Raw genomic sequence first — 19,817 nt, forward strand, 5'->3', positions numbered from 1 at the left:
TGTTATTCGGGTAAGGAATTGTTGCAGTTCAACAAAGTCTCTTCGTAAGCGCCGAAAATGCCCACCCCGTTTTCGATGTTCGAGTAGATGGCGTTTTCTTCAAGCCATTGTGTAGGGTCTTGAAACGATTCGTAAGCTTGCATCTTCAACAGACTACTTTTAAGGTAACGGTCGTACTCTTCAGAAACGGCGATAAACGAGACAACGCTGCTGTAAAGCGGATAGAGGGTGAAGGTGGTGGGTGTGGCTGTTGGAAGCATTCGAATATAATGGTGATGAAGCTTCACTTTGTTGGCCTCCGTTGCCTGCATGTTAAATTGGTCGGTTCGTGGATAGTCGGTGCCGATGTCTTCTATCATTTTATAATTGGGGCGTATCACCACGGGGCGCATAATGGTGTCTTGGTCTTTGAAGAAGGCGCATGCCCAAAACGTTTCAGTGTTTTTCTTTATTTGGAATGCACGCTTTCTCTCCTTATCCTCTTTTCTTAACCTATGGATGGGCAGATGTTCGGGAAAGGTGGTGGTAGCGGTGAGGTCGGGGTGGTTTGGTGTTTGTATTTTTAGCGTGTACCTTCCGCCTCTCACAGGCTTAAAAGCCAATTGCCATTCGCCATACGCCACCTTGTGAAATTCGCCCACTAATTGGTTGAATTCATACAAGGTAACGATGGCTTCGGGAACTTCCTCGTATGCCGTATTGTTTAGTTCGTTGGTGTAGGTTAGCGTCAGCTTTTGCACTTTGTCGAGCGTGAGCAAGCAGTTTACCACAATTTGGCGCTGACCCATGATTGGCGTGTTAATCTCTTCTACGCAAGCGGTGAGCAAACCAACCAACGTTAGCACTATTAGCCATGTTTCGAGGCAGTTCTTTTTCATATCATTGGATATTAGGGTGCCAGTTTCACAGCGGCAGCTGTGGTTTTAATCGATTTGTCTTCGCCCGTTACCAGCTCAATTGTGAATTGTGCGGTTACGGGTGCAGGCACACTAACGTTATCTTTAAATCGCAGGTATATCTCTGCGGGTGCCATGGGCTTATAAGACAGGTATTGAGAAAGGCTTATTCCAACAATCTTTTTATAGTCTGTAATCACGTTTTTGTTGGAAGTCACGATGAAAGCGTGGTGTCGGAAGTAATCTTCAACAACAAAGAGGTCGGTTAATGATTGTCCAGGAGCTCGTCCTGCTATCTCTGCCGAAGACGTGATCTTAATGTCTTTGAGCCACGTAAGTCTGTAATCCACATACACTAGGTGTGCTGCAGGCATATCATAAACGGCTCTTGTATAACGATTCTCAAGCTGTTGCTTTAATCGCGTTTCTATAACAGGGTCTTCTTTATCGGCCATTTTGTCTGGCTTAGTGGAAAGCACTATGAAAGGTGGAAAGTCTATCAATAGGCTTTCACCGTACTTTTTGTACGCTTCTTGGTAACCTTCCCAATCTGGCTGCTTCTTTATGTCTTTAAAGTCTACATTGCAAGTGGTAAATCCTAGTATAAAATCGCTTGCTTTTAATGTTGTGTCTTTTTTTAGCGAACTTATTTTTGTTTGGACAAACCCTTGATGCGGTATTTGTTTAATGTAAGCATTGAAAGCCCATGCGTAGTTACATTCCCTAGCGGTGAGGAGATAATGAGTCCCCCCTCCGATTAACTCTTTCTCATCCTTAGGAGTGCAGGCAAGAAAAGAAAGTACGAGCAGCACTAGACTAATGTATTTTGTTCTCATCATTACTTATTATTTATTTGTTAATTGGTCTTATATGATGATATATTCTTTTGTTGTAACGGTAATTGTGTCCACCTGCCGACCAAATCTCCGCATTGGGGGAAAATTCTAGGCTGTTACTATTCCCGTTCCATCCCCAATTCATCAGTAGGTAGCGAGAGTTATTATCATAAACATTATATGTCCTATCGTATTCTCGGATACCCATAGATCTTGCAGCGTTAATGTGAAGTACTTCTTCGTAGTTACCAAGTGAAGGTTCTGTTTCTTCCTTAGAATAGTCTACGATAACAGGTTCCATTTTTAACAGGTGAATGTTATAAGAGGTCTGCCGTGTATTTTGCAGTTTCTAAATTGATATTTAGATTAGGTACATAATGGTTAAAAGCAGTATTATCATTCTCCTGCTCTTGATAGCCATCAAGGAAACTGTCTTGTTGGCATGCTGAACCGACTAGAATAAGTAGCCCAACAATTGTAGTAAATCTTGTTTTCATCGTTGTATTTTAGTTATTGGTTGATTTTGGTAATAGTTTCATTATCCGATGAAAGTTTTATAACGTTCAATAGGAAACGATGCTAGTCAATATGGTGAGAGCTTGGCCTTATTTGCAGTGCTAGTCGGACTTTTGGGGTTAACAATTATTTGCTCTTGCATTGTAATGGCAAAGTAAATACGTCATATTTTGTATGGCGTTCACTCATAATTTGTTGTTTACTAGTACGATTTTGCAAACTTAAGAAAAATATCTTATATATACAATTAAAATGCTATTTTTGTTTTTATATTTCTTTTTTTATTCATTAGTTCGCTTGCCTTCACCCTTAAAATATGGGAAACAAGGAGAGCAGCCATAGCAGTTGTTTGCGACGCAGCTGACTTCTAAACATTTTAAGCGTAGAGGTGAGATAGTTTTTCACGGTTTGGGGCGATAGGTTAAGTGTCTCAGCAATTTCTTTGATGGGCATATTTTGTTCGCGACTCATTTCGTAAATTTTGCATTCCTTGCTGCTTAGCAGTGCTTTAGCTTGTTGTATGTGTACTTTAGTCTCGTTAAAATAAAGGCTATCTTCGGGTGATGTTGCGTTGGATATAGCTTCGTGTTGTTGCAAATAGCTTTCGATATCTACGTTAGCTGTTTGTCGGCGAAAGGCATCGATGATGAGATTGCGTGCCATGGTGAACACCAAGGCTTGCACATTGCCATAACAATTGAGGTTAGAACGGTTGTTCCATAGTTTTAGAAATGTGTCTTGCACCACGTCTTCGGCCATTTGTTTGTTTTTGGTTTGCACCAAAGCAAAGCTATACAACCTGTCTGCGTACAGGTTGTAGAGCATGGTAAAGGCTTCGCGCGAACCTTCTTTCAATGCCGTTACATATTGGTTGTGATCCTCCTTCATAGGAGATGGTACATTAGTGGCAATTGGATTAGGTTGCAAATATACAAAAACATGTCGAAAAGACCAAATTTATGTACATTGAGAAGATGCCTTCCTCATTTATCGAGAGGGCCTTCTTGATGGTTTTTAGGTTGTGTGCTGCATAGCCTAAAGCCTTTGTTTGAGGCTTGCATTGACCTTGTTGCATAGTTTTGTGGTGTGTTTTAGGTCTGTCGCAGTTTGTTTTGTCGGTCTGTTGTGGGCTGTTGCTTCGCAATTCTTAACGAGGCAGACAAAGCCAATTGCGATTAGACCTAAAACACATCCATCTGAAGTGACATTTATTTCAGTGGGAAGGTAAAGTGTTTTTTCTCTTTACTGTTAAGTCCCACATAGTCTACTTCCATTTTTCCACCTTTTACTTGGCAAAGCAAATAGGTGTTGTTGCTGTTTACCAGGTTGGGAAAGTTGATAATTTCGCCTGGTTTTTCGTATCCATAGCGGTGCAAGTGTCCCGATAGCATCACCTTTACATTCATTTTATTGAGTTCGGGGACGATGGTTTTCTGCATGTGATAGGGTCCGTGCCAGTCTTCGAGTGTAGGGGGCATATGCGAGAAGGCCACCACGGGATAGCGTCCCAGTGTTTTGTTGGCTTGCATTTCGCGCAACCATTTGGCTTGTTCTTCGCGATAGGCGTCGTATTCTGTTATTCCGCTGTATTCGATATCGCTATCGGGCTTGTCTTCGCCCGAGTCGATGAAGAGGAAATCCACGCCACAAACATGTTGCAAACGATAGTATTTGCCTGTGCGTGTGGGAAAATAGCGGTAAAGATTGTCGGCAAATGGACCGCGCAATTCGTGGTTTCCACGGTTGAAAAGAATGGGCACACGTGTGGCAAACATGCTTACGCAAGAGTCGATATAAGACTGAAATAGGTGGTCTTGCGAGTTGATGCGACTAGACATGTCGCCATTGAGCAGCACAAAATCAACCTTGTTAAAGTCAACATTCTTGCAAAGGTCTTTCATAAAGTCGGCCCGCTCGTGAATGTCGTTGAGCACCAAGAACGTGAAATCGCGTGGTTGAACAGGGAAAGTGCGAAACTCGTGGGGTTTACCGCGCCACACATCGGTGGCTGTGATTTTGCCATAGGTAATCCAATCATCGTATTTCCACTTTTCAACAGGTTCGGTAAAAATGCGATAACGGTAATGCGTGTCGGGTTTTAGTCCGTCGATGCGCACGCAGTGCACGCTGTCTGTAAGTAGACGTCGGCCGTGTAGGGTGGCATAATAGCGAGGTCGCTCCTTGCCATAGAAATGACCCATAGTGTCGTCGGCAATTTCAACCCAGGCTCTTCCGGGTTTATCGGTCACCCAAACAATGGTTAAGCCCGTACTGTCCATGTCGCAAATGTAGGGGCCGTGAGTTACTTTGATAGCTTTTGCGCTGAGCAATGGCAAAAGCATGGCTAAGAATATCAGTCGTTTCATCTTCAATGATTTGGTTTTACGAGTTAGGGATCGCCCTTTTTTGCTGCTCGGGCGGTGCAAAACAGTGCTGCAGGTGGCCAAAAAGCGTATGCCCAATGATGGTTTTGCGCATTTTTGCGCAACGCTGTATTGATAGTAATACGTAGAAAGGTGCATGTGGTACTTAGATTTTAGCTATTTTTTTGATGTTAACTATTGTTTTTGGTTAGTAACTTTGATGTTTGCTTCAATGATGAATGGGCATTAAGTGTTATTTCATGAAATAATTACTACCTTTGGATGCAAATTCTTAAACAATCTAACGATGGAAATTTTACGCCAAGAAAACTATAAGAGCAGCGTTTGGACAGGAGGACTAACGCGCGAAGTGTGCATTTTGCCTGCCGAAGGATGCTGTCTGGCCGACCGCAATTTTGATGTGCGGGTTTCGTCGGCTGTTATTAATGTAACAGAAAGCACGTTTTCAGACTTTACTGGCTTTACGCGTTACATTCTTTGTTTGGAAGGTAACATCACGCTAAATGTGGATGGACACACGGTGACTTTAGACAACGAGCACCTATTTCAGTTTGATGGAGCTTCAAAAGTTACGTCGGTGAACTCTTCGGGGGCGATAGATTTAAACGTTATCTGTAAAAAAGGTACGCGTGTGCGCGCACATGTAGCACAAGGCGAGCAGCATTTAACAAGCGTTGAGCGCATGCTGGTGTTTGGCATAGGTGGCGAAACCATGATTAATGATACGCCCCTAAGGCAGTACGACGCGGCTTGGGTGAGTGGCGATGTGCACATTGTGGGGCACGTGCTATGTCTTGAACACGATTTTTGAGCCTATATGTTGGGCAAAAAGCCTTAAGCGTGTCTACGTAGGCAGATTTGTTTCTTGCGTTTAGAAGAAATAAAACGTTATAGGCAAGGAGCATTCTAGGAATTGAGGTTTAAACGCAATTGTAAAACCTGTTTCTTGTGCAGTATGATTGCAAACGCTTCTGTAGCTTATCCTTGCTTTTGGGAGTTAGTTAAGTTGTATTTCTAATTTTGATTGTAAAATAAAAAGTATAAAATTTAACATTATGAGTGCCTTCTTTGCGCACGAAAGTTCACTCGGGCGCAAATTTTCGATTCTCGCGGAGGTTTGTTTGGATGCACAACAGATAAGGACAAGTGAATGTAGATGTCAACATGTTTTGTTGCGAAAACCGAAATTTGTGCGAGAAAATAAGCTTTTTATAGGAAAAAGCACTGCATTTAGCACCAAAACGCCTTGTAATATGCAGCTAAACGCAGTGCGTTTTGCTGCTAAATGCAGTGCGTTTTGCTGCTAAACGCAAGGTGAAATGGTGCAAAACGCAAGGTGAAATGATGCAAAACGCAAGGTGAAATGATGCAAAACGCTGATTTTTGAGCTGCCAAAAATCTTACAAACAAGATGAGAATTACATCAGTTTGGTGTGAAAACGGCTAATTAATGTGACATTTTATCCACTAAAAACCATTTTCCAGACGGTGAAAAATTGCTCGCACGGCACGAAATAGAAGTGCAAAAAGGTGCATATTGCAGCAATAAGGCTGAAAAATGGTGTAAAATAAAAAGCTGAAGGACTAAAAAAGGTGCTAAAAGCATGTTGTATGACATGTATTTACGCTAGAATGGATTGATTTTGAAAGTAAGTTTTGTAAAATAATAATACTAAAATTAACAAAAAAGGATAGAAGGCATACTTGTAAGCGAAAAGCTAGGGTATAATGTAAGCATTAAACATAGCCCTATGGTGCAACATTAGACAGGGTATTTGTGCAGTAGGGAGCTGGATTGATGGTTGAATACCTAGTATGATTTGCGCAATCCCCCTGGTAGAGTAGCGGTTAACGTGTGATAGAACTTAGTGTTGGTTTACTTCATGCACATAACATCCCAATCTGTGGTGAGAGACGATTAGATATTGTGCATTGTTGAGCACATTGCGCGTGTTATCTGCGAGGGCGTAGTGGTTTAGGCCAAAAGAATAAGACAGGCAAGAAGCCGACAAACTAACCAAAGAGGGAGAAGAAACAAAGATAACAATCTAAAGCAAATGATAAGCAGGCAGATCACCAATTGGGCTTAAACAGTATGCATCCCTGCATCTAAACCAAGAGAAGCCGAGGAGAGCCAAGTCCATAGTGCCAAATCGTAGACTAAAAAACAAACAGGCATCCCCAGAAAGAGGGATGCCTGTTGCGTTGTTATGAGTTAGTGCAGCGGGGAAGGGAAGGCATAGACTTAAAAGCCTTAAGTAAAACAACTGCAAAAGCAGTGGTCGTCACCTCCTTAGCGCACAAGTGATTATTCTTCAACAGCAGCTTGAGCAGCAGCCAAGCGAGCGATAGGCACGCGGAAAGGCGAGCAGCTAACGTAGTTGAGGCCTACACGATGGCAGAACTTAACCGATTCGGGTTCGCCACCATGCTCACCGCAGATACCACAAACGAGGTTGGGGCGAGTGGAGCGGCCCTTCTTAACACCCATGTCAATGAGTTGTCCAACACCCTTTTGGTCGAGAACTTGGAATGGATCGACATTCAAAATCTTCTTTTCCAAGTAAACGGGCAAGAAGCTAGCGATGTCGTCGCGGCTATAACCAAAAGTCATCTGGGTGAGGTCGTTCGTACCAAAGCTGAAGTATTCGGCTTTCTTCGCGATGTTTTCAGCCACGAGCGCAGCACGAGGCACTTCGATCATAGTACCAACATGGAAGTTAATTTCCACACCTTCTTCCTCGAAGAGTTGTTTAGCGGTGTCGCGGATAACCTTTTCTTGTTGGTCGAACTCGTGAACAACACCGATAAGGGGAACCATGATTTCGGGATGTGGGTCGAAACCTTCCTTCTTTAGCTGAATGGCAGCACCAAGGATGGCGCGTGTTTGCATTGCAGTGATTTCGGGATAAGTGTTACCAAGGCGACAACCGCGGTGACCCAGCATGGGGTTGTGTTCGCTAAGCGAGTTAACACGGTGTTGAATTTCTTGCACCGAGATACCCATTTCGGCAGCCATTGCTTGTTGTCCTTCCAAATCATGAGGTACAAACTCGTGCAAAGGTGGGTCGAGCAAGCGCACGTTAACAGGGTGCCCGTCCATTGATTTAAGTATACCGTAGAAGTCTTGACGTTGGAAAGGCAACAGTTTGGTAAGCGCCTTTTCGCGTCCTTCTTTGGTGTCGGCCAAAATCATTTCGCGCATTGCTTTAATTTTCTCGCTCTCGAAGAACATGTGTTCGGTGCGGCAAAGACCAATACCCACAGCACCGAAGTTGTGTGCAACTTGTGCATCGTGTGGTGTATCAGCATTGGTGCGCACCACAAGCTTGGTGTATTTGTTGCAAAGTTCCATCAGTTCGGCAAGGTCGCCAGTAACTTTAGCGGGCTGAGTGGTAACTTCGCCCAGGTAAACTTCGCCAGTGCTACCGTTAAGCGAGATGTAATCGCCCTCGCGTAGGAGCACGCCGTCTATTTCAAGTGTGCGTTGTTTATAGTTGATGTTGATGGCACCAGCACCCGAAACGCAGCATTTACCCATACCACGAGCCACAACGGCAGCGTGCGAGGTCATACCACCGCGAGCCGTAAGAATACCTTCGGCAGCAGACATACCAGCAAGGTCTTCGGGTGAGGTTTCGATACGCACCATAATAACTTGCTTACCCTCTTCGTGCCAGCGAGCAGCATCGTCGGCAAAGAACACCACCTGGCCACAAGCAGCACCAGGTGAAGCAGGCAAACCACGTGTAAGAACCTTAGCTTGCTTTTGCGCAGCCTTATCAAATACTGGGTGAAGCAGCTCGTCTAGTTTGTTAGGTTCGCAGCGTAGAAGTGCCGTTTTTTCGTCAATTTCGCCTTCGCGCAGCAAGTCCATGGCAATTTTCACCATTGCGGTACCAGTACGCTTGCCATTACGTGTTTGCAAGAACCATAGTTTGCCATCTTGAACGGTAAACTCCATATCTTGCATATCGTGATAGTGGCGTTCCAATTTCTCTTGAATAGCGTTAAGTTCGGCAAAAATCTCGGGCATATTCTCTTCCATAGAAGGATATTGGCTAGCGCGAACATCCTCGTCGATAAGCTGTTGAGCAGCCCAGCGCAGCGAACCCTCCTTTGTAATCTGCTGCGGAGTGCGAATACCAGCCACAACATCTTCGCCTTGCGCGTTAACAAGGTACTCACCATTGAAGATGTTTTCGCCAGTTGCGGCGTCGCGGCTGAAGCAAACACCCGTAGCCGACGTGTTGCCCATGTTACCAAACACCATTGCCTGCACGTTAACAGCCGTACCCCATTCAGCAGGAATGCCCTCCATCTTGCGGTAGAGGATGGCACGTTCGTTCATCCAACTATCGAATACTGCGCAAACAGCACCCCAAAGTTGTTCCATGGGGTCGGTGGGGAAGTCTTTACCCGTTTGGTTTTTGATGGCCTCTTTAAACAGTGCAACGAGCTTTTTGAGTTCGTCAACGCTCATTTCGTTGTCCAGCTTAATGCCACGTTCGGCCTTAACCTGCTGTATAATCTCTTCAAATGGGTCGATATCTTCCTTGTTTGTGGGCTTCATTCCCAACACAACGTCGCCGTACATTTGTACGAAACGGCGGTAGCTGTCGTAAGCAAAGCGTTCGTTGCCCGACTTTTCTGCCAATCCTTTGGCCACTTCGTCGTTCAATCCCAAGTTAAGAATGGTGTCCATCATGCCAGGCATTGATGCACGTGCGCCCGAACGAACCGAAACAAGCAGTGGGTTTTGTACATCGCCAAACTTGCAGTTCATCAAGTTTTCAATGTGATGCACAGCATTTTCCACTTCATTTTTAAGCAAAGCAACAACCTTCTCTTTGCCTTTTTCGAAGTATTCGTTGCAAACATCGGTGGTGATGGTGAACCCAGGAGGCACAGGAACGCCAATAAGATTCATTTCAGCCAAGTTGGCTCCTTTACCACCAAGCAGATTTTTCATGCCTGCTTTACCTTCGGCAACGCCATTGCCGAAAGTGTAAACTCTTTTCTCACTCATTTAATTAGAACGTATAATGTTATCTTGTTTTTACCTTTTGCAAATATAGGGATTAATTATCGATTTGCAAAATTTTTGTGCGCGATTTTGTAATTTGTACATAGCAAAATATACTGATATCGTAAACGGTGCATATTTTTTTGGGCTATTGTTATAAAATTATGTAACTTTGCAGCGATGTAGCTTAAGCATAAACAGGTGAAGAGTGCTGTAATAGTGTGCTTTTTGTAGCAAAAAGAGTGGCAGGGGGCTCTTGTTAAGTGACCTTGAACATGCAAGCTACACCTTATATTATAATATGGCAAGAAAGAGAAAGGAATTTCCAATACTGGAAAACGTCACGATAACGGACGTGGCAGCCGAGGGAAAGGCGCTGGCGAGGGTCAACGACATGGTTGTTTTCGTTCCATTCGTGGTGCCAGGAGATGTGGTAGACCTCAAGATAAGGAAGAAAAAACATAGTTATTGTGAGGCCGAAGTTGTGCGTTTTGTAAAGTATAGCGAGACGCGTGCTGTGCCTGTATGCCAACATTTCGGCGTGTGCGGAGGATGTAAATGGCAAAATTTGCCTTATGAAGAGCAACTGCGAGCTAAACAACAGCAGGTGTTCGACCAGCTTTCGCGCATATCGCATGTGCAACTTCCTGAGTTTAACCCCATCATGGGCTCGCAACTAACGCTGCATTATCGCAATAAGTTGGAGTTTGGATGTTCTAATAAGCGCTGGCTAACACGAGAACAAGTGGCCTCGGGAGAAACTTTCGACACCATGAACGCTATCGGTTTTCATATCACTGGGGCATTCGATAAGATATTACCCATTGAGAAATGTTGGCTGATGGACGATTTGCAAAATCGGATAAGAAACGAAATAAGAGACTATGCACTGGCTAATGGTATCACTTTCTTCGACTTAAGGCAACAGGTAGGCTTGCTGCGCGATGTGATGATACGCAATAGCGACACCGGAGAATGGATGGTGCTGGTGCAGTTTCACTTTGAAAGCGAAGGCGACCAACAAACGGCCGAAGCGCTTTTGAGCCACTTGGGCGAACAGTTTCCGCAGATAACATCGCTGCTTTGGGTGGATAACCAGAAATGTAACGACACGTTTGGCGACTTGCCTGTGCAGGTATTTAAGGGCAACGACCATATATTTGAGGTGATGGAAGACCTGAAGTTTAAGGTAGGGCCGAAGAGTTTTTACCAAACTAACACGCTACAAGCTTACCATCTATATGATGTTGCACGACAGTTTGCTAATCTAAATGGTAACGAAATTGTGTACGACCTCTATACAGGAACAGGAACAATAGCCAATTTCGTGGCTAGAAAAGCCAAGAAGGTGGTGGGCGTGGAGTATGTTCCTGAAGCAATTGAAGATGCTAAGGTAAACAGTGAACTCAACGGAATTGATAATACAACCTTCTATGCAGGCGATATGAAGGATATATTGAACGATGAATTCATTGCCGAAAATGGTCAACCAGATGTGATTATCACCGACCCACCGCGCGCTGGAATGCATGCCGACGTGCTCGAAACCATCGTTCGGGCTAATCCTAAGCGTATTGTGTATGTGAGTTGTAACCCTGCAACCCAAGCTAGAGACCTCATTGCGCTCGACAATAATTATGAGGTGAAAGCCGTGCAACCAGTAGATATGTTCCCGCATACGCCACATGTGGAGAATGTTGTGCTGCTAGAACGACGATATTAAACCATTGACAATAACTTTCCTAGACAAAACTATTAGCAAAATACTCATGAAACAGAAAGCAATTATTGCATTGCTTGTGGCGGCTGCATCGCTGCAGGCTAACGCACAAACCGGCGAAACGCCGACAGAAGAAAAAAAACTAACGCTGGTTAGTAACCTCAAACTGAGCGGATACTTGATATCGCAATATCAATGGGCCAATCAAGAGGGAGCTGAAAGCAATGGGTTTAACATCAGAATGGCGCGTGTGTCGCTCGAAGGACGACTGCTGAACGACTTCTATTGGAAAACTCAAATCCAGTTTAATGGCAATACTGCAACCCTTGGTACATCACCACGCGTGGTAGACGTGTTTGCCGAATGGCAGAAATTTAAAGGCTTCCGCGTGAAACTGGGACAATTCAAAAGGCCATTCACATTCGAAAATCCTCTGCATCCCATCGATCAGGGATTTATGTCGTTTGGACAAAGCGTGTTGAAACTATCGGGTTTTAGCGACCGCACGGGTGAAGCTGCAAGCAACGGACGCGATATTGGTTTGCAATTTCAAGGCGACCTTTTCCCTAATGCTAACGGTAGGGCGCTGCTTCATTACCAAGTGGGAGTGTTCAACGGACAAGGTATCAACGTAAAGGATGCCGACCAACGCAAGGATGTTATTGGCGGACTGTGGGTTATGCCCATCAAAGGAATGCGCTTGGGCGTGTTTGGCTGGACAGGTTCGTATGCTCGCGTGGGTAATTACACACTGGTAGATCCCGACACACATGCACCAATACTCGACGGATCGGGCAATACACAAGTGGTGAAGGGAAAACAAACGGTAGAAAAACGGAGATTTGCTGTGAGTGGCGAGTATGTTTCGAAGGGCTGGACCTTCAGAAGTGAGTACATTCGAAGCACAGGATACGGATTTAAAACCGTTTATAACACGAAATTCGACCTGCAAGACGCGAATATTAACTACGCAGCAGGCGACAAAGCTTATGGATTCTATGCGTTAGCTATTGCTCCGGTGGCAAAGATTTATGGTAAAACGATGCACGTAAAGGCCCGTTTCGACCAGTATTGCCCCAACGGAACGAATGCAACGGCTAAGACTTTATATGAGGTGGGCGTGGATTGCGAACTGTCTAAAATGCTAAAACTCAGTGCCGAATATGCACGAGTGAACGACAAATCGCTGAAAACACCCAACTATAATCTCATCGATTTCCAGGTGGGATTGCGCTTCTAACGCGATTGGCTGTTGGCGAACGCTATTCTGTTGTTCGCCAACAGCTATTCAAACAATCGCTGTTACTCTCGACAACCAGTAGGTATGCAGTGGCATCTGCTGGTAACTTGCAAATTAAAACATAAAACTTCAAAAGAAACAAAGAACAAAAAGAACAAAAAAACGCGGAAACTTCCAAACTAGTAAATTTACAAACACTTAAAATGATAATACGTAACAGGACAAACAGGTAGATTTGAAAGCTATAATACCTGCAAATCCAAATTCGTGTTATCCCAATTAACTCAATAGCTTGTGGACTCGTTTATTCCTCAACAGGTTCACTCGTAATCATAATTATAAAACTAGCCTCACTAAAACCATTCATCATGAGCAGTGTAAGTCATAGAGAATTAAGTGCAGAAGAGCGCTTTAAGCAGAGAAACCTTAGCTGGCCCGCACGTCGTCGCATCATTGCACGCGTACTGTTTGTAGTGCTTAGCCTGATTGCTGTAGCCGTTTTGGCTTTTGCATTTTGGGTACATACGGTTGAATAGACCTGTTTAAAAGTAGAATTCAGCCAAGTTAGATGAGTCGTATGCTCCATTCTGGTGGTGTAGCAAATTGTTGCGTACCAACGGTTGGGTAGCTATTGGCCTCTAATGTCATATCTTGTTATGTGCCCACTGCGTATTTAGGCGCTTGCGTATATAATGGTTACCTTGTCATTTGTTTGTTAAATGGCAAGTATGGGGGTAATTGCGTCTTTTCGTTACTACTTATAGTATGTGCGATGTGGATTTCTCAGGCGTTTGCATGAGACCTTTTTACTGTCGTTTCCCTCATTTTTCAAACATAACGTTTCTATATTTTCAAACGCAATGCTCCTTTTTCTTCTGCTTGATGTTTGTTCTTCTGGTGCTTAACGCTGGTTCTTTTTTTCGTGAAGCTTGTTCAACTTGCGTTTAGCGTTCCCTTTTCTCGTGCTTTGCGCTCCTTTTCTTCAAGCAAAATGGCTATTTTCTTAGGCGGTAAACTTGTTGGCAGTAAGAATAAACAACGAAAAGGAGTGTCTCCCTACATCGTTCCGTGTGTCTATGTGGTAAGGAGAAATAAGAATAAACAACGAAAAGGGGTGTCTCCCGACACCCCTTCACATATTATACAAAAACATTATGAATTTTATTTAGCGAACAAGATTAAAAGTTATCGTTATATTCTTTATTTAATTTGGCTTATTCTAAAGGTGTATTCTCTTATTGAGTCACTTTAAAAGTGCGCTCTTTGCGTTCGCAATAGCGTTCGCATTGTCGGCAGATGTCATAGCCAAGCATCGCTCCTAGGATAAAATCCTCTTCGGGGCTAAGCTCGTTTAGTGGGCGATTAATCATCATCCTGATGGCGTTGAGGCATTCTTTTTTGCCGAAAAACAGGTTAAGGTTTTCCTTTCCAACGGGAATTATCAGGTAATCGATGTTTTGTCGTTCAAGCCTTGCTATGGCAAACTGCTCGTATTTTTTGTTGAAGGTGTATAAAACCATTTGTCGCACGCCTTTCTGATACTCATAAATATGGTTCATCAGCACCTTCATATCGGCTGAAAACATTTCTATCTGCGGCATAGTCTTTTAGGTTTTTTAATGACAGTGGGGCTTTGTTGCAGTCCCCACTGTCGGGGTTTGCTCAGTGCAAAATTGTTTCTTTGCAATATTTAATTACAAAGCAGGCTTTATTTCTTCTAGCCATGCGTCGATGCGACCTTCTGTTTTGTCGTCTTCGTTCACATCATCGAGGGCCAGACCTACGAATTTCCCGTCTACAACAGCTTCGCTATCGTCGAAAGAATAGTCTTCTGTAGACACTTCGCCAACCATCTTTGCGCCGCTTTCTTTTGCTGCATTGTATAGTTCGGCCATTGCTCCGCAGAACGTATCTGAGTAAGATTCGGCGTCACCGCAACCAAATACGGCTACTGTTTTACCAGCCAAGTCAGCTTCTTTCAGTACTTTCACACCGTCGTACCAGTCGTCTTGCAATTCGCCAGCGCCCCAAGTAGAGGTTCCGATGAGCAAGTTTTCGTTTTCTGCAACAACGTCTGCGTTGAAGTTTGTAACGTCTAGGGCTTCTACACCCAGTTTGCTTGCTATTGTTTCAGCAATGCTTTGGCAGGTTCCTGTTGAAGAACCATATACTACCACCGTTTTTTTCATTTCAATTCTTGTTTTGATTGTATTGTTGATTATGGTTGCAAAGTTAATTACAAATCAACAATGGCACAATACCTAGAAATGGTGTTTTTTGTTTCTTCAATTCTTTAGCGATACCAAGTGTTGTAGCTCTATTTTTCAACAAACCTAACTAAGGTGCTGCCGCTTAGTTTTGGGCTATCTGCTTGTATCTGAATAATATACACTCCTGTTGCTATAGTTCCTAGATGTATGGTGGATTGCGCTGCTAGTAGTGTGCGTGGTCTACTTAGAATTAATGAACCCGATAGCGAATACACGTTGATGGTGCAGGCGTGTGATTGGCCATCAGCAAAAGTTATATACAGATTTCCATTGCTCGCAGGCGCAATATTCACCCCTTGTGGTTGGTGATGACTGATGCCTTGCACCTTGCTAATGCCCAGAATGTGCAGCAAACCGCGATAAACATCAATCTGCCCGTAGCCATAAAGGTTGTTGGGATGGGGTAGAGTGGTATCGTGTCGCATGGCTGTTTGTGCCAAAATGCTGCGCACTTCGTTGGCTGTGAGTGTGGGTTTAGCTTGTAGCCAAAGGGCAATAGCGCCTGCAACGGCTGGAGCCGACATCGAAGTGCCCGTGTTACAGTTCCATGCATAGGTGCTACCCTTATATTCAAAGTGCTCCACATCCCATTGAACATCGTTGTTGGTGGGATGTTTAGCGATGTAAAAGCTGTTGTACGATGATATAATGTTGCTTCCTGGGGCCACCACATCAGGCTTAATCAGACCTTCTGTGGTAGGTCCTTTCGAAGAGTAAGGCGCTATTACACCACCGCTTCCGTTGTTCGATACCTTTTCTTCGCCCTTATAATTGGTGATATGTGTGCGATAAGATGATGCGCCCACAGCGATAACAGCGGGCGAACAAGCTGGTGATAGGATTGTATGACTGTTGTCGCCACTTTTTAGTGCTGGTTCTCTTTGATTGGTTTCCCAAGTTCCTGTGCCGCGAAACAGTTCCACGTCTGCGCCTGCACCTATTATAATAAGAGCTGTGGGTGGCACATAGGTGTTCTTATCTAACGCACGCAGAAACATTTCGTAGGCCAAAGTACCCTTCTCGTTTGTGCGATAGGCCAGCGTTTGTAACTCGTAAGTAAGTTTTCCAAAGGCGAGTGTGTCTGTCAAAATCGAGTCTTTCGCGGCCAAAACGTGGCGCGTATTGATGTCGTGTGTGGTGATTGTGCCCACGCGATGAAACCTAAGTCTGAACAAAAAGTGCGCTTTGCTTTTTGCAGAAACGCGTATTCTTCCACTGGATGCTTTGACAAAAGTTCCCGCCGAGTCTATTCCTGCAGGTTTTCTTAAATAACTTATGCGCCCACCTTCGTTGCCAGCCGAGGCCACAATGATGCGCCCTTCGCCCTGCATGCTGTCTAACACGGCGTGAAACAGTTGGGTGTCGCTGTCGAACCGAAAGCTAGAACCCTCGCTAAAGGATATCACGCAGGGTTGATGATGGCGTTTGGCATAATCGAAAATGTATTTAAAGCCCAGTGCATCCGTGGCTGTGGTATATTTATAAAGGTGTTTTGGGTCCACCAAATTTTTGTTCTCGCTTGTTATGTTAGCCACAAGGCAGATGTCGCTTTCCCAGGCCACACCCCGGTAAGCACTGTTAAATCCACTACCGGCGGCTATGCCTAGTGTGTGCGTGCCGTGCGTTTCTTGTTTACCATCATACGAGTGGCGTAGCTCAAGTAACTGTTGTGGGCTGGTGTAATCGCGCCCCACGGGTAACTGAGAGCCTATGGTGTCGGGCGATAGCTGGTCCCATAGTGCTTTGATGCGGAGTGTTTGTCCCGTAGAGTCGCAGAAATTGGGGTGGGTTAGGTCGAATCCGATGTCTTGAACGCCCACCACCACGCCCTTTCCTGTATAGGCTTGAGGTAGCTTTTCGCCTTGATACGCATGTTGGGTGTTCATCACAATGTTTGTGGTGTCCATCACAACACTGTTGCTTTGGCCTGCTTCTATGCGGTTCACCCATTTCGAAAGCGACAGGTTAGCTAGCTGGTTGAGGGGGATATTTACGATGTGGATATTGCCGAAGCTAGCCAATAGCTTGCATCCGTGTGCTTTAAACACTGTTGCTGCACGGCCATTGGTGCGCACAAAGGCACAAACAAAGGTTGCTTCGGATGCCTTTGAGCGCGTGTCTGACAGTTTTGCTGCTTGCGTTTCTGCAAAAAGTTGTCGCATTTCGCCCGACATTTTGGCATAGTTGGCTCGTTGAGCGTTTGCATTTTGCATTCCTAGCAGTGCAATAAGTATTAGCGTAAGTATATTTTTCATCGTTCGTGCTTGGACAAGTGGTGATTTGGGGCTTGGGCGGTGTTGTCGTTTACCTCTTGGTACGATGCATCTCGCCTAACCAAAGCAAAGTTACGTAAAATAATGCAGATAGCAATTGATGGACCGTGAAAAATAAAAAGCTCGGATTTTTCTATTCTATTTGCGCCAATTTAGAATAATTTCTGTTCAACTATTGGTTGATTATGATAAGAAAAGTTCCGCATATATGTACAACAATACCAAAACGCTATGAGCTATTGCTATTAGTGTTGGCTTGTTCTTGTTACGGGGAATTTTTAAAATACACCATCTAAACAGAAACTTTTTCGTAACTTTGCAGATAATGTGGCAAGCTTGCGCCCTTAATTTGTGGTATTAGGCATGTTGGCATCATTATTGCATGAAAGAAATTAAAACGAAATACAACAATGGAAAAAGGAAATAACAAGTTTATCGCCGTGGCTTACAAGCTTTATTCAGTGGCCGATGGCAAGGAAACACTCATCGAAGAGGCACCAGCCGACCGCCCCTTTGTGTTTATTACGGGCTTTGGTATTACGCTAGATGCTTTCGAAAATGGGGTGGAAGACCTGCCTAAAGGCGAGCCCTTCACACTCAACATCGAAAGCGATGAGGCTTATGGTGAACGACTTGATGAGCGTGTGCTCGACTTAGATAAGGAGATTTTCACGATTAATGGCCACTTCGATCACGAGAATATCTACAAGGATGCTGTGGTGCCTTTGCAAAACGAAGACGGAAACCGCTTCATGGGGCGTGTGCTCGATATAACAGACGATATCGTGAAGATGGACCTCAACCATCCTCTTGCTGGTCTTGACTTGCTGTTTAAGGGCGAAATAGTAGAAAATCGTGAAGCTACCAACGAAGAAGTGCAGCAAATGCTTAACCATATCAGTGGCGAAGGTGGATGCGGTGGATGTGGATGCGATCACGACCATCAAGGAGAAGGCTGTGGATGTGGCCACGACCATCATGGCAAAGAAGGTGAACATGGCCACGGATGTGGCTGCTCACACCATTAAACCTTGCTCTGAATAAGCAGACTTCATGCTTTTATACAATGGCGAACACATTCGGGTATGCACTTTAGCTGCCTGGTGTTCGCCATTTGTTTGTATCTGAGTTATTTAGTTTTTTAGTTCTTTAGTTTTTGAGTTGTGAGGGTTTAACGCATACAATGCTTTTCTTGCGCCACTTCTCAATGCAGTAAGTTGAAGCACTTGTTGTTTGCTGAACGCATAATGGGATTTAGACTTTCTCTTGCTTATCACCAATGCAGCTTCTAAAACTCATTGACTTGAAAATTGAAATGTTCACACACCCCTTAAACGAACAAACCTCATCCCACATAACCATCATGCGCAACACATTTGGAAACCTTTTCACCCTCACAACTTATGGGGAAAGCCACGGACCGGCTATCGGTGGCGTGGTTGATGGTATGCCTGCGGGCATCGAAATAGATTTGGATTTCATCCAATCAGAACTAAATAGGAGGCGACCAGGACAAAGTAAGCTTACCACTAGTCGCAACGAGGCCGACCGAGTGGAGTTGCTTAGCGGTGTGTTCGAAGGCAAAAGCACTGGCACACCCATTGGCTTTGTGGTACGCAATAGTAATCAGCAGTCTAAAGACTACGATAATATGCGCCGACTTTTCCGACCATCGCATGCCGATTACACATATTTTAATAAGTATGGCTTACGCGATTATCGTGGTGGTGGGCGTTCTTCGGCGCGCATCACTGTGGCTCGTGTGGTGGGTGGTGCATTGGCTAAACTGGCTCTAAAGCAGATGGGGATAGGCATTTCGGCCTATGTCTCGCAGGTAGGCAACATCGCTTTGCAGAACGATTATAGACTTTATAATCTGGAGAATGTAGAGACCAACCCTGTAAGATGCCCTGATGAGGCTGCGGCTAAACGCATGGAACAGCTGATTTTGGATGTTAAAGCCGAGGGCGACACCGTGGGTGGCGTGGTAACTTGTGTGATTAAAGGCTGTCCTGTTGGCATTGGCGAACCCGAATTTGATAAGCTTCATGCCCGTTTGGGTTATGCCATGTTGGGCATTAATGCGGTAAAAGGCTTCGAAATAGGCGAGGGCTTTCATTTTGCCGAATGCAAGGGAAGCGAGGTTAACGATGTTTTTGCTTCTGATGATGGCCAAGTTTACACCCGCACCAATCACAGTGGTGGCATTCAAGGCGGAATAAGTAATGGGCAAGACATCTTTTTTAGGGTAGCATTTAAGCCCGTGGCAACAGTGTTGATGCAGCAAGACACGGTAGACGAAGAGGGTGCGCCCACCACATTTGTGGCTCGTGGCCGACACGATCCCTGTGTTGTGCCTCGCGCTGTGCCTATTGTCGAGGCTATGGCGGCAATGGTTGTGATGGACAATCTGGCTATGGCTGGCCATCGCTTTGCTGCAAACGATTGATAAACAATCGTTTTTACACGTGCTGAAAATAACGCTGAGCTCGGTTGTAAACGTTCTACCCTTAAGTTGATGACACACTTTTGGGCAAGAAAACAAAGCGAGTGACAAGAAAATAAAACGGGTTGGAAAAGTAATTAAATACCTTTCCAACCCATTTTTTTATTAACCAGTTGACGTGTAAAGCCCTTAACAATACGTTAAGTCAAT

General features: G+C 44.5%; 15 protein-coding genes. 6 read left to right on the forward strand and 9 right to left on the reverse strand.

The genetic code is table 11. The features are described 5' to 3' along the window. Positions 1 to 2: 2 nt before the first annotated feature. The 5 genes from QME03_RS06005 to QME03_RS06025 form a co-directional block, all read right to left on the reverse strand. The gene (locus QME03_RS06005; protein ID WP_281723785.1) at positions 3 to 878 is read right to left on the reverse strand and encodes a DUF4249 family protein; all 876 of its coding nucleotides are present in this window, start codon (positions 876 to 878) and stop codon (positions 3 to 5) included. An 11-nt stretch (positions 879 to 889) separates the two neighbouring features. After that, positions 890 to 1,735: a hypothetical protein gene (locus tag QME03_RS06010; protein ID WP_281723786.1), complete on the reverse strand. Its 846-nt coding sequence runs from the start codon at positions 1,733 to 1,735 to the stop codon at positions 890 to 892. Positions 1,736 to 2,049: 314 nt separating this feature from the next. Beyond that, a complete protein-coding gene (locus tag QME03_RS06015) occupies positions 2,050 to 2,229 on the reverse strand; it encodes a hypothetical protein (protein ID WP_281723787.1) in 180 nt (59 codons plus the stop codon). A gap of 328 nt (positions 2,230 to 2,557) precedes the next feature. Further along, positions 2,558 to 3,136, reverse strand: a complete 579-nt coding sequence (locus QME03_RS06020) for an RNA polymerase sigma factor (RefSeq protein ID WP_025815224.1) — start codon at positions 3,134 to 3,136, stop codon at positions 2,558 to 2,560. Positions 3,137 to 3,456: 320 nt separating this feature from the next. After that, complete coding sequence (locus QME03_RS06025; protein ID WP_281723788.1) at positions 3,457 to 4,614, reverse strand: purple acid phosphatase family protein; 1,158 nt, start codon at positions 4,612 to 4,614, stop codon at positions 3,457 to 3,459. Positions 4,615 to 4,918: 304 nt separating this feature from the next. Here QME03_RS06025 and QME03_RS06030 point away from each other — a divergent pair, with 304 nt between their 5' ends. Beyond that, positions 4,919 to 5,443: a HutD family protein gene (locus QME03_RS06030; RefSeq protein WP_281723789.1), complete on the forward strand. Its 525-nt coding sequence runs from the start codon at positions 4,919 to 4,921 to the stop codon at positions 5,441 to 5,443. Positions 5,444 to 6,940: 1,497 nt separating this feature from the next. On the opposite strand, the gene ppdK is transcribed toward QME03_RS06030, so the two are convergent. Further along, a complete protein-coding gene (ppdK, locus tag QME03_RS06035; RefSeq protein WP_025815226.1) occupies positions 6,941 to 9,661 on the reverse strand; it encodes a pyruvate, phosphate dikinase in 2,721 nt (906 codons plus the stop codon). Between the two features lie 298 nt (positions 9,662 to 9,959). Here ppdK and rlmD point away from each other — a divergent pair, with 298 nt between their 5' ends. The 3 genes from rlmD (at position 9,960) to QME03_RS06050 (ending at position 13,154) form a co-directional block, all read left to right on the forward strand. Beyond that, a complete protein-coding gene (rlmD, locus tag QME03_RS06040) occupies positions 9,960 to 11,381 on the forward strand; it encodes a 23S rRNA (uracil(1939)-C(5))-methyltransferase RlmD (RefSeq protein ID WP_281723790.1) in 1,422 nt (473 codons plus the stop codon). Positions 11,382 to 11,427: 46 nt separating this feature from the next. Continuing rightward, positions 11,428 to 12,618, forward strand: a complete 1,191-nt coding sequence (locus QME03_RS06045; protein WP_281723791.1) for a porin — start codon at positions 11,428 to 11,430, stop codon at positions 12,616 to 12,618. 368 nt (positions 12,619 to 12,986) lie between these two features. Continuing rightward, positions 12,987 to 13,154: a hypothetical protein gene (locus QME03_RS06050; RefSeq protein WP_170116107.1), complete on the forward strand. Its 168-nt coding sequence runs from the start codon at positions 12,987 to 12,989 to the stop codon at positions 13,152 to 13,154. A 699-nt stretch (positions 13,155 to 13,853) separates the two neighbouring features. Here the strand turns inward: QME03_RS06050 and QME03_RS06055 are convergent. The 3 genes from QME03_RS06055 to QME03_RS06065 all read right to left on the reverse strand — a co-directional run bounded on the left by QME03_RS06055 (position 13,854) and on the right by QME03_RS06065 (position 17,143). Then, positions 13,854 to 14,219, reverse strand: coding sequence for a DUF2023 family protein (locus QME03_RS06055; RefSeq protein WP_025815228.1), 366 nt, complete (start codon positions 14,217 to 14,219; stop codon positions 13,854 to 13,856). Between the two features lie 93 nt (positions 14,220 to 14,312). After that, the gene (fldA, locus tag QME03_RS06060; RefSeq protein WP_025815229.1) at positions 14,313 to 14,807 is read right to left on the reverse strand and encodes a flavodoxin FldA; all 495 of its coding nucleotides are present in this window, start codon (positions 14,805 to 14,807) and stop codon (positions 14,313 to 14,315) included. 128 nt (positions 14,808 to 14,935) lie between these two features. After that, the gene (locus QME03_RS06065; protein WP_281723792.1) at positions 14,936 to 17,143 is read right to left on the reverse strand and encodes a S8 family serine peptidase; all 2,208 of its coding nucleotides are present in this window, start codon (positions 17,141 to 17,143) and stop codon (positions 14,936 to 14,938) included. A 428-nt stretch (positions 17,144 to 17,571) separates the two neighbouring features. On the opposite strand from QME03_RS06065, the gene QME03_RS06070 reads away from it, so the two are divergent. Together QME03_RS06070 and aroC are read left to right on the forward strand one after the other, a co-directional pair. Beyond that, positions 17,572 to 18,189: an FKBP-type peptidyl-prolyl cis-trans isomerase gene (locus tag QME03_RS06070; RefSeq protein ID WP_273148185.1), complete on the forward strand. Its 618-nt coding sequence runs from the start codon at positions 17,572 to 17,574 to the stop codon at positions 18,187 to 18,189. Positions 18,190 to 18,524: 335 nt separating this feature from the next. After that, positions 18,525 to 19,610 carry a chorismate synthase gene (gene aroC, locus QME03_RS06075; protein WP_281723793.1) on the forward strand — a complete coding sequence of 362 codons (1,086 nt, stop codon included), beginning with the start codon at positions 18,525 to 18,527 and terminating at the stop codon, positions 19,608 to 19,610. Positions 19,611 to 19,817: the final 207 nt, after the last annotated feature.

Origin of the sequence: Hoylesella shahii (genome assembly GCF_937990675.1) — a bacterium.
GTDB classification, from domain to species: Bacteria; Bacteroidota; Bacteroidia; order Bacteroidales; family Bacteroidaceae; genus Prevotella; species Prevotella shahii.

Bases quoted from the DNA above. Each gene is read 5' to 3' on its own strand.
- QME03_RS06005 (WP_281723785.1), bottom strand. From the start codon at position 878: ATGAAAAAGAACTGCCTCGAAACATGGCTAATAGTGCTAACGTTGGTT.
- QME03_RS06010 (WP_281723786.1), bottom strand. From the start codon at position 1,735: ATGATGAGAACAAAATACATTAGTCTAGTGCTGCTCGTACTTTCTTTT.
- QME03_RS06015 (WP_281723787.1), bottom strand. From the start codon at position 2,229: ATGAAAACAAGATTTACTACAATTGTTGGGCTACTTATTCTAGTCGGT.
- QME03_RS06020 (WP_025815224.1), bottom strand. From the start codon at position 3,136: ATGAAGGAGGATCACAACCAATATGTAACGGCATTGAAAGAAGGTTCG.
- QME03_RS06025 (WP_281723788.1), bottom strand. From the start codon at position 4,614: ATGAAACGACTGATATTCTTAGCCATGCTTTTGCCATTGCTCAGCGCA.
- QME03_RS06030 (WP_281723789.1), top strand. From the start codon at position 4,919: ATGGAAATTTTACGCCAAGAAAACTATAAGAGCAGCGTTTGGACAGGA.
- ppdK (WP_025815226.1), bottom strand. From the start codon at position 9,661: ATGAGTGAGAAAAGAGTTTACACTTTCGGCAATGGCGTTGCCGAAGGT.
- rlmD (WP_281723790.1), top strand. From the start codon at position 9,960: ATGGCAAGAAAGAGAAAGGAATTTCCAATACTGGAAAACGTCACGATA.
- QME03_RS06045 (WP_281723791.1), top strand. From the start codon at position 11,428: ATGAAACAGAAAGCAATTATTGCATTGCTTGTGGCGGCTGCATCGCTG.
- QME03_RS06050 (WP_170116107.1), top strand. From the start codon at position 12,987: ATGAGCAGTGTAAGTCATAGAGAATTAAGTGCAGAAGAGCGCTTTAAG.
- QME03_RS06055 (WP_025815228.1), bottom strand. From the start codon at position 14,219: ATGCCGCAGATAGAAATGTTTTCAGCCGATATGAAGGTGCTGATGAAC.
- fldA (WP_025815229.1), bottom strand. From the start codon at position 14,807: ATGAAAAAAACGGTGGTAGTATATGGTTCTTCAACAGGAACCTGCCAA.
- QME03_RS06065 (WP_281723792.1), bottom strand. From the start codon at position 17,143: ATGAAAAATATACTTACGCTAATACTTATTGCACTGCTAGGAATGCAA.
- QME03_RS06070 (WP_273148185.1), top strand. From the start codon at position 17,572: ATGGAAAAAGGAAATAACAAGTTTATCGCCGTGGCTTACAAGCTTTAT.
- aroC (WP_281723793.1), top strand. From the start codon at position 18,525: ATGCGCAACACATTTGGAAACCTTTTCACCCTCACAACTTATGGGGAA.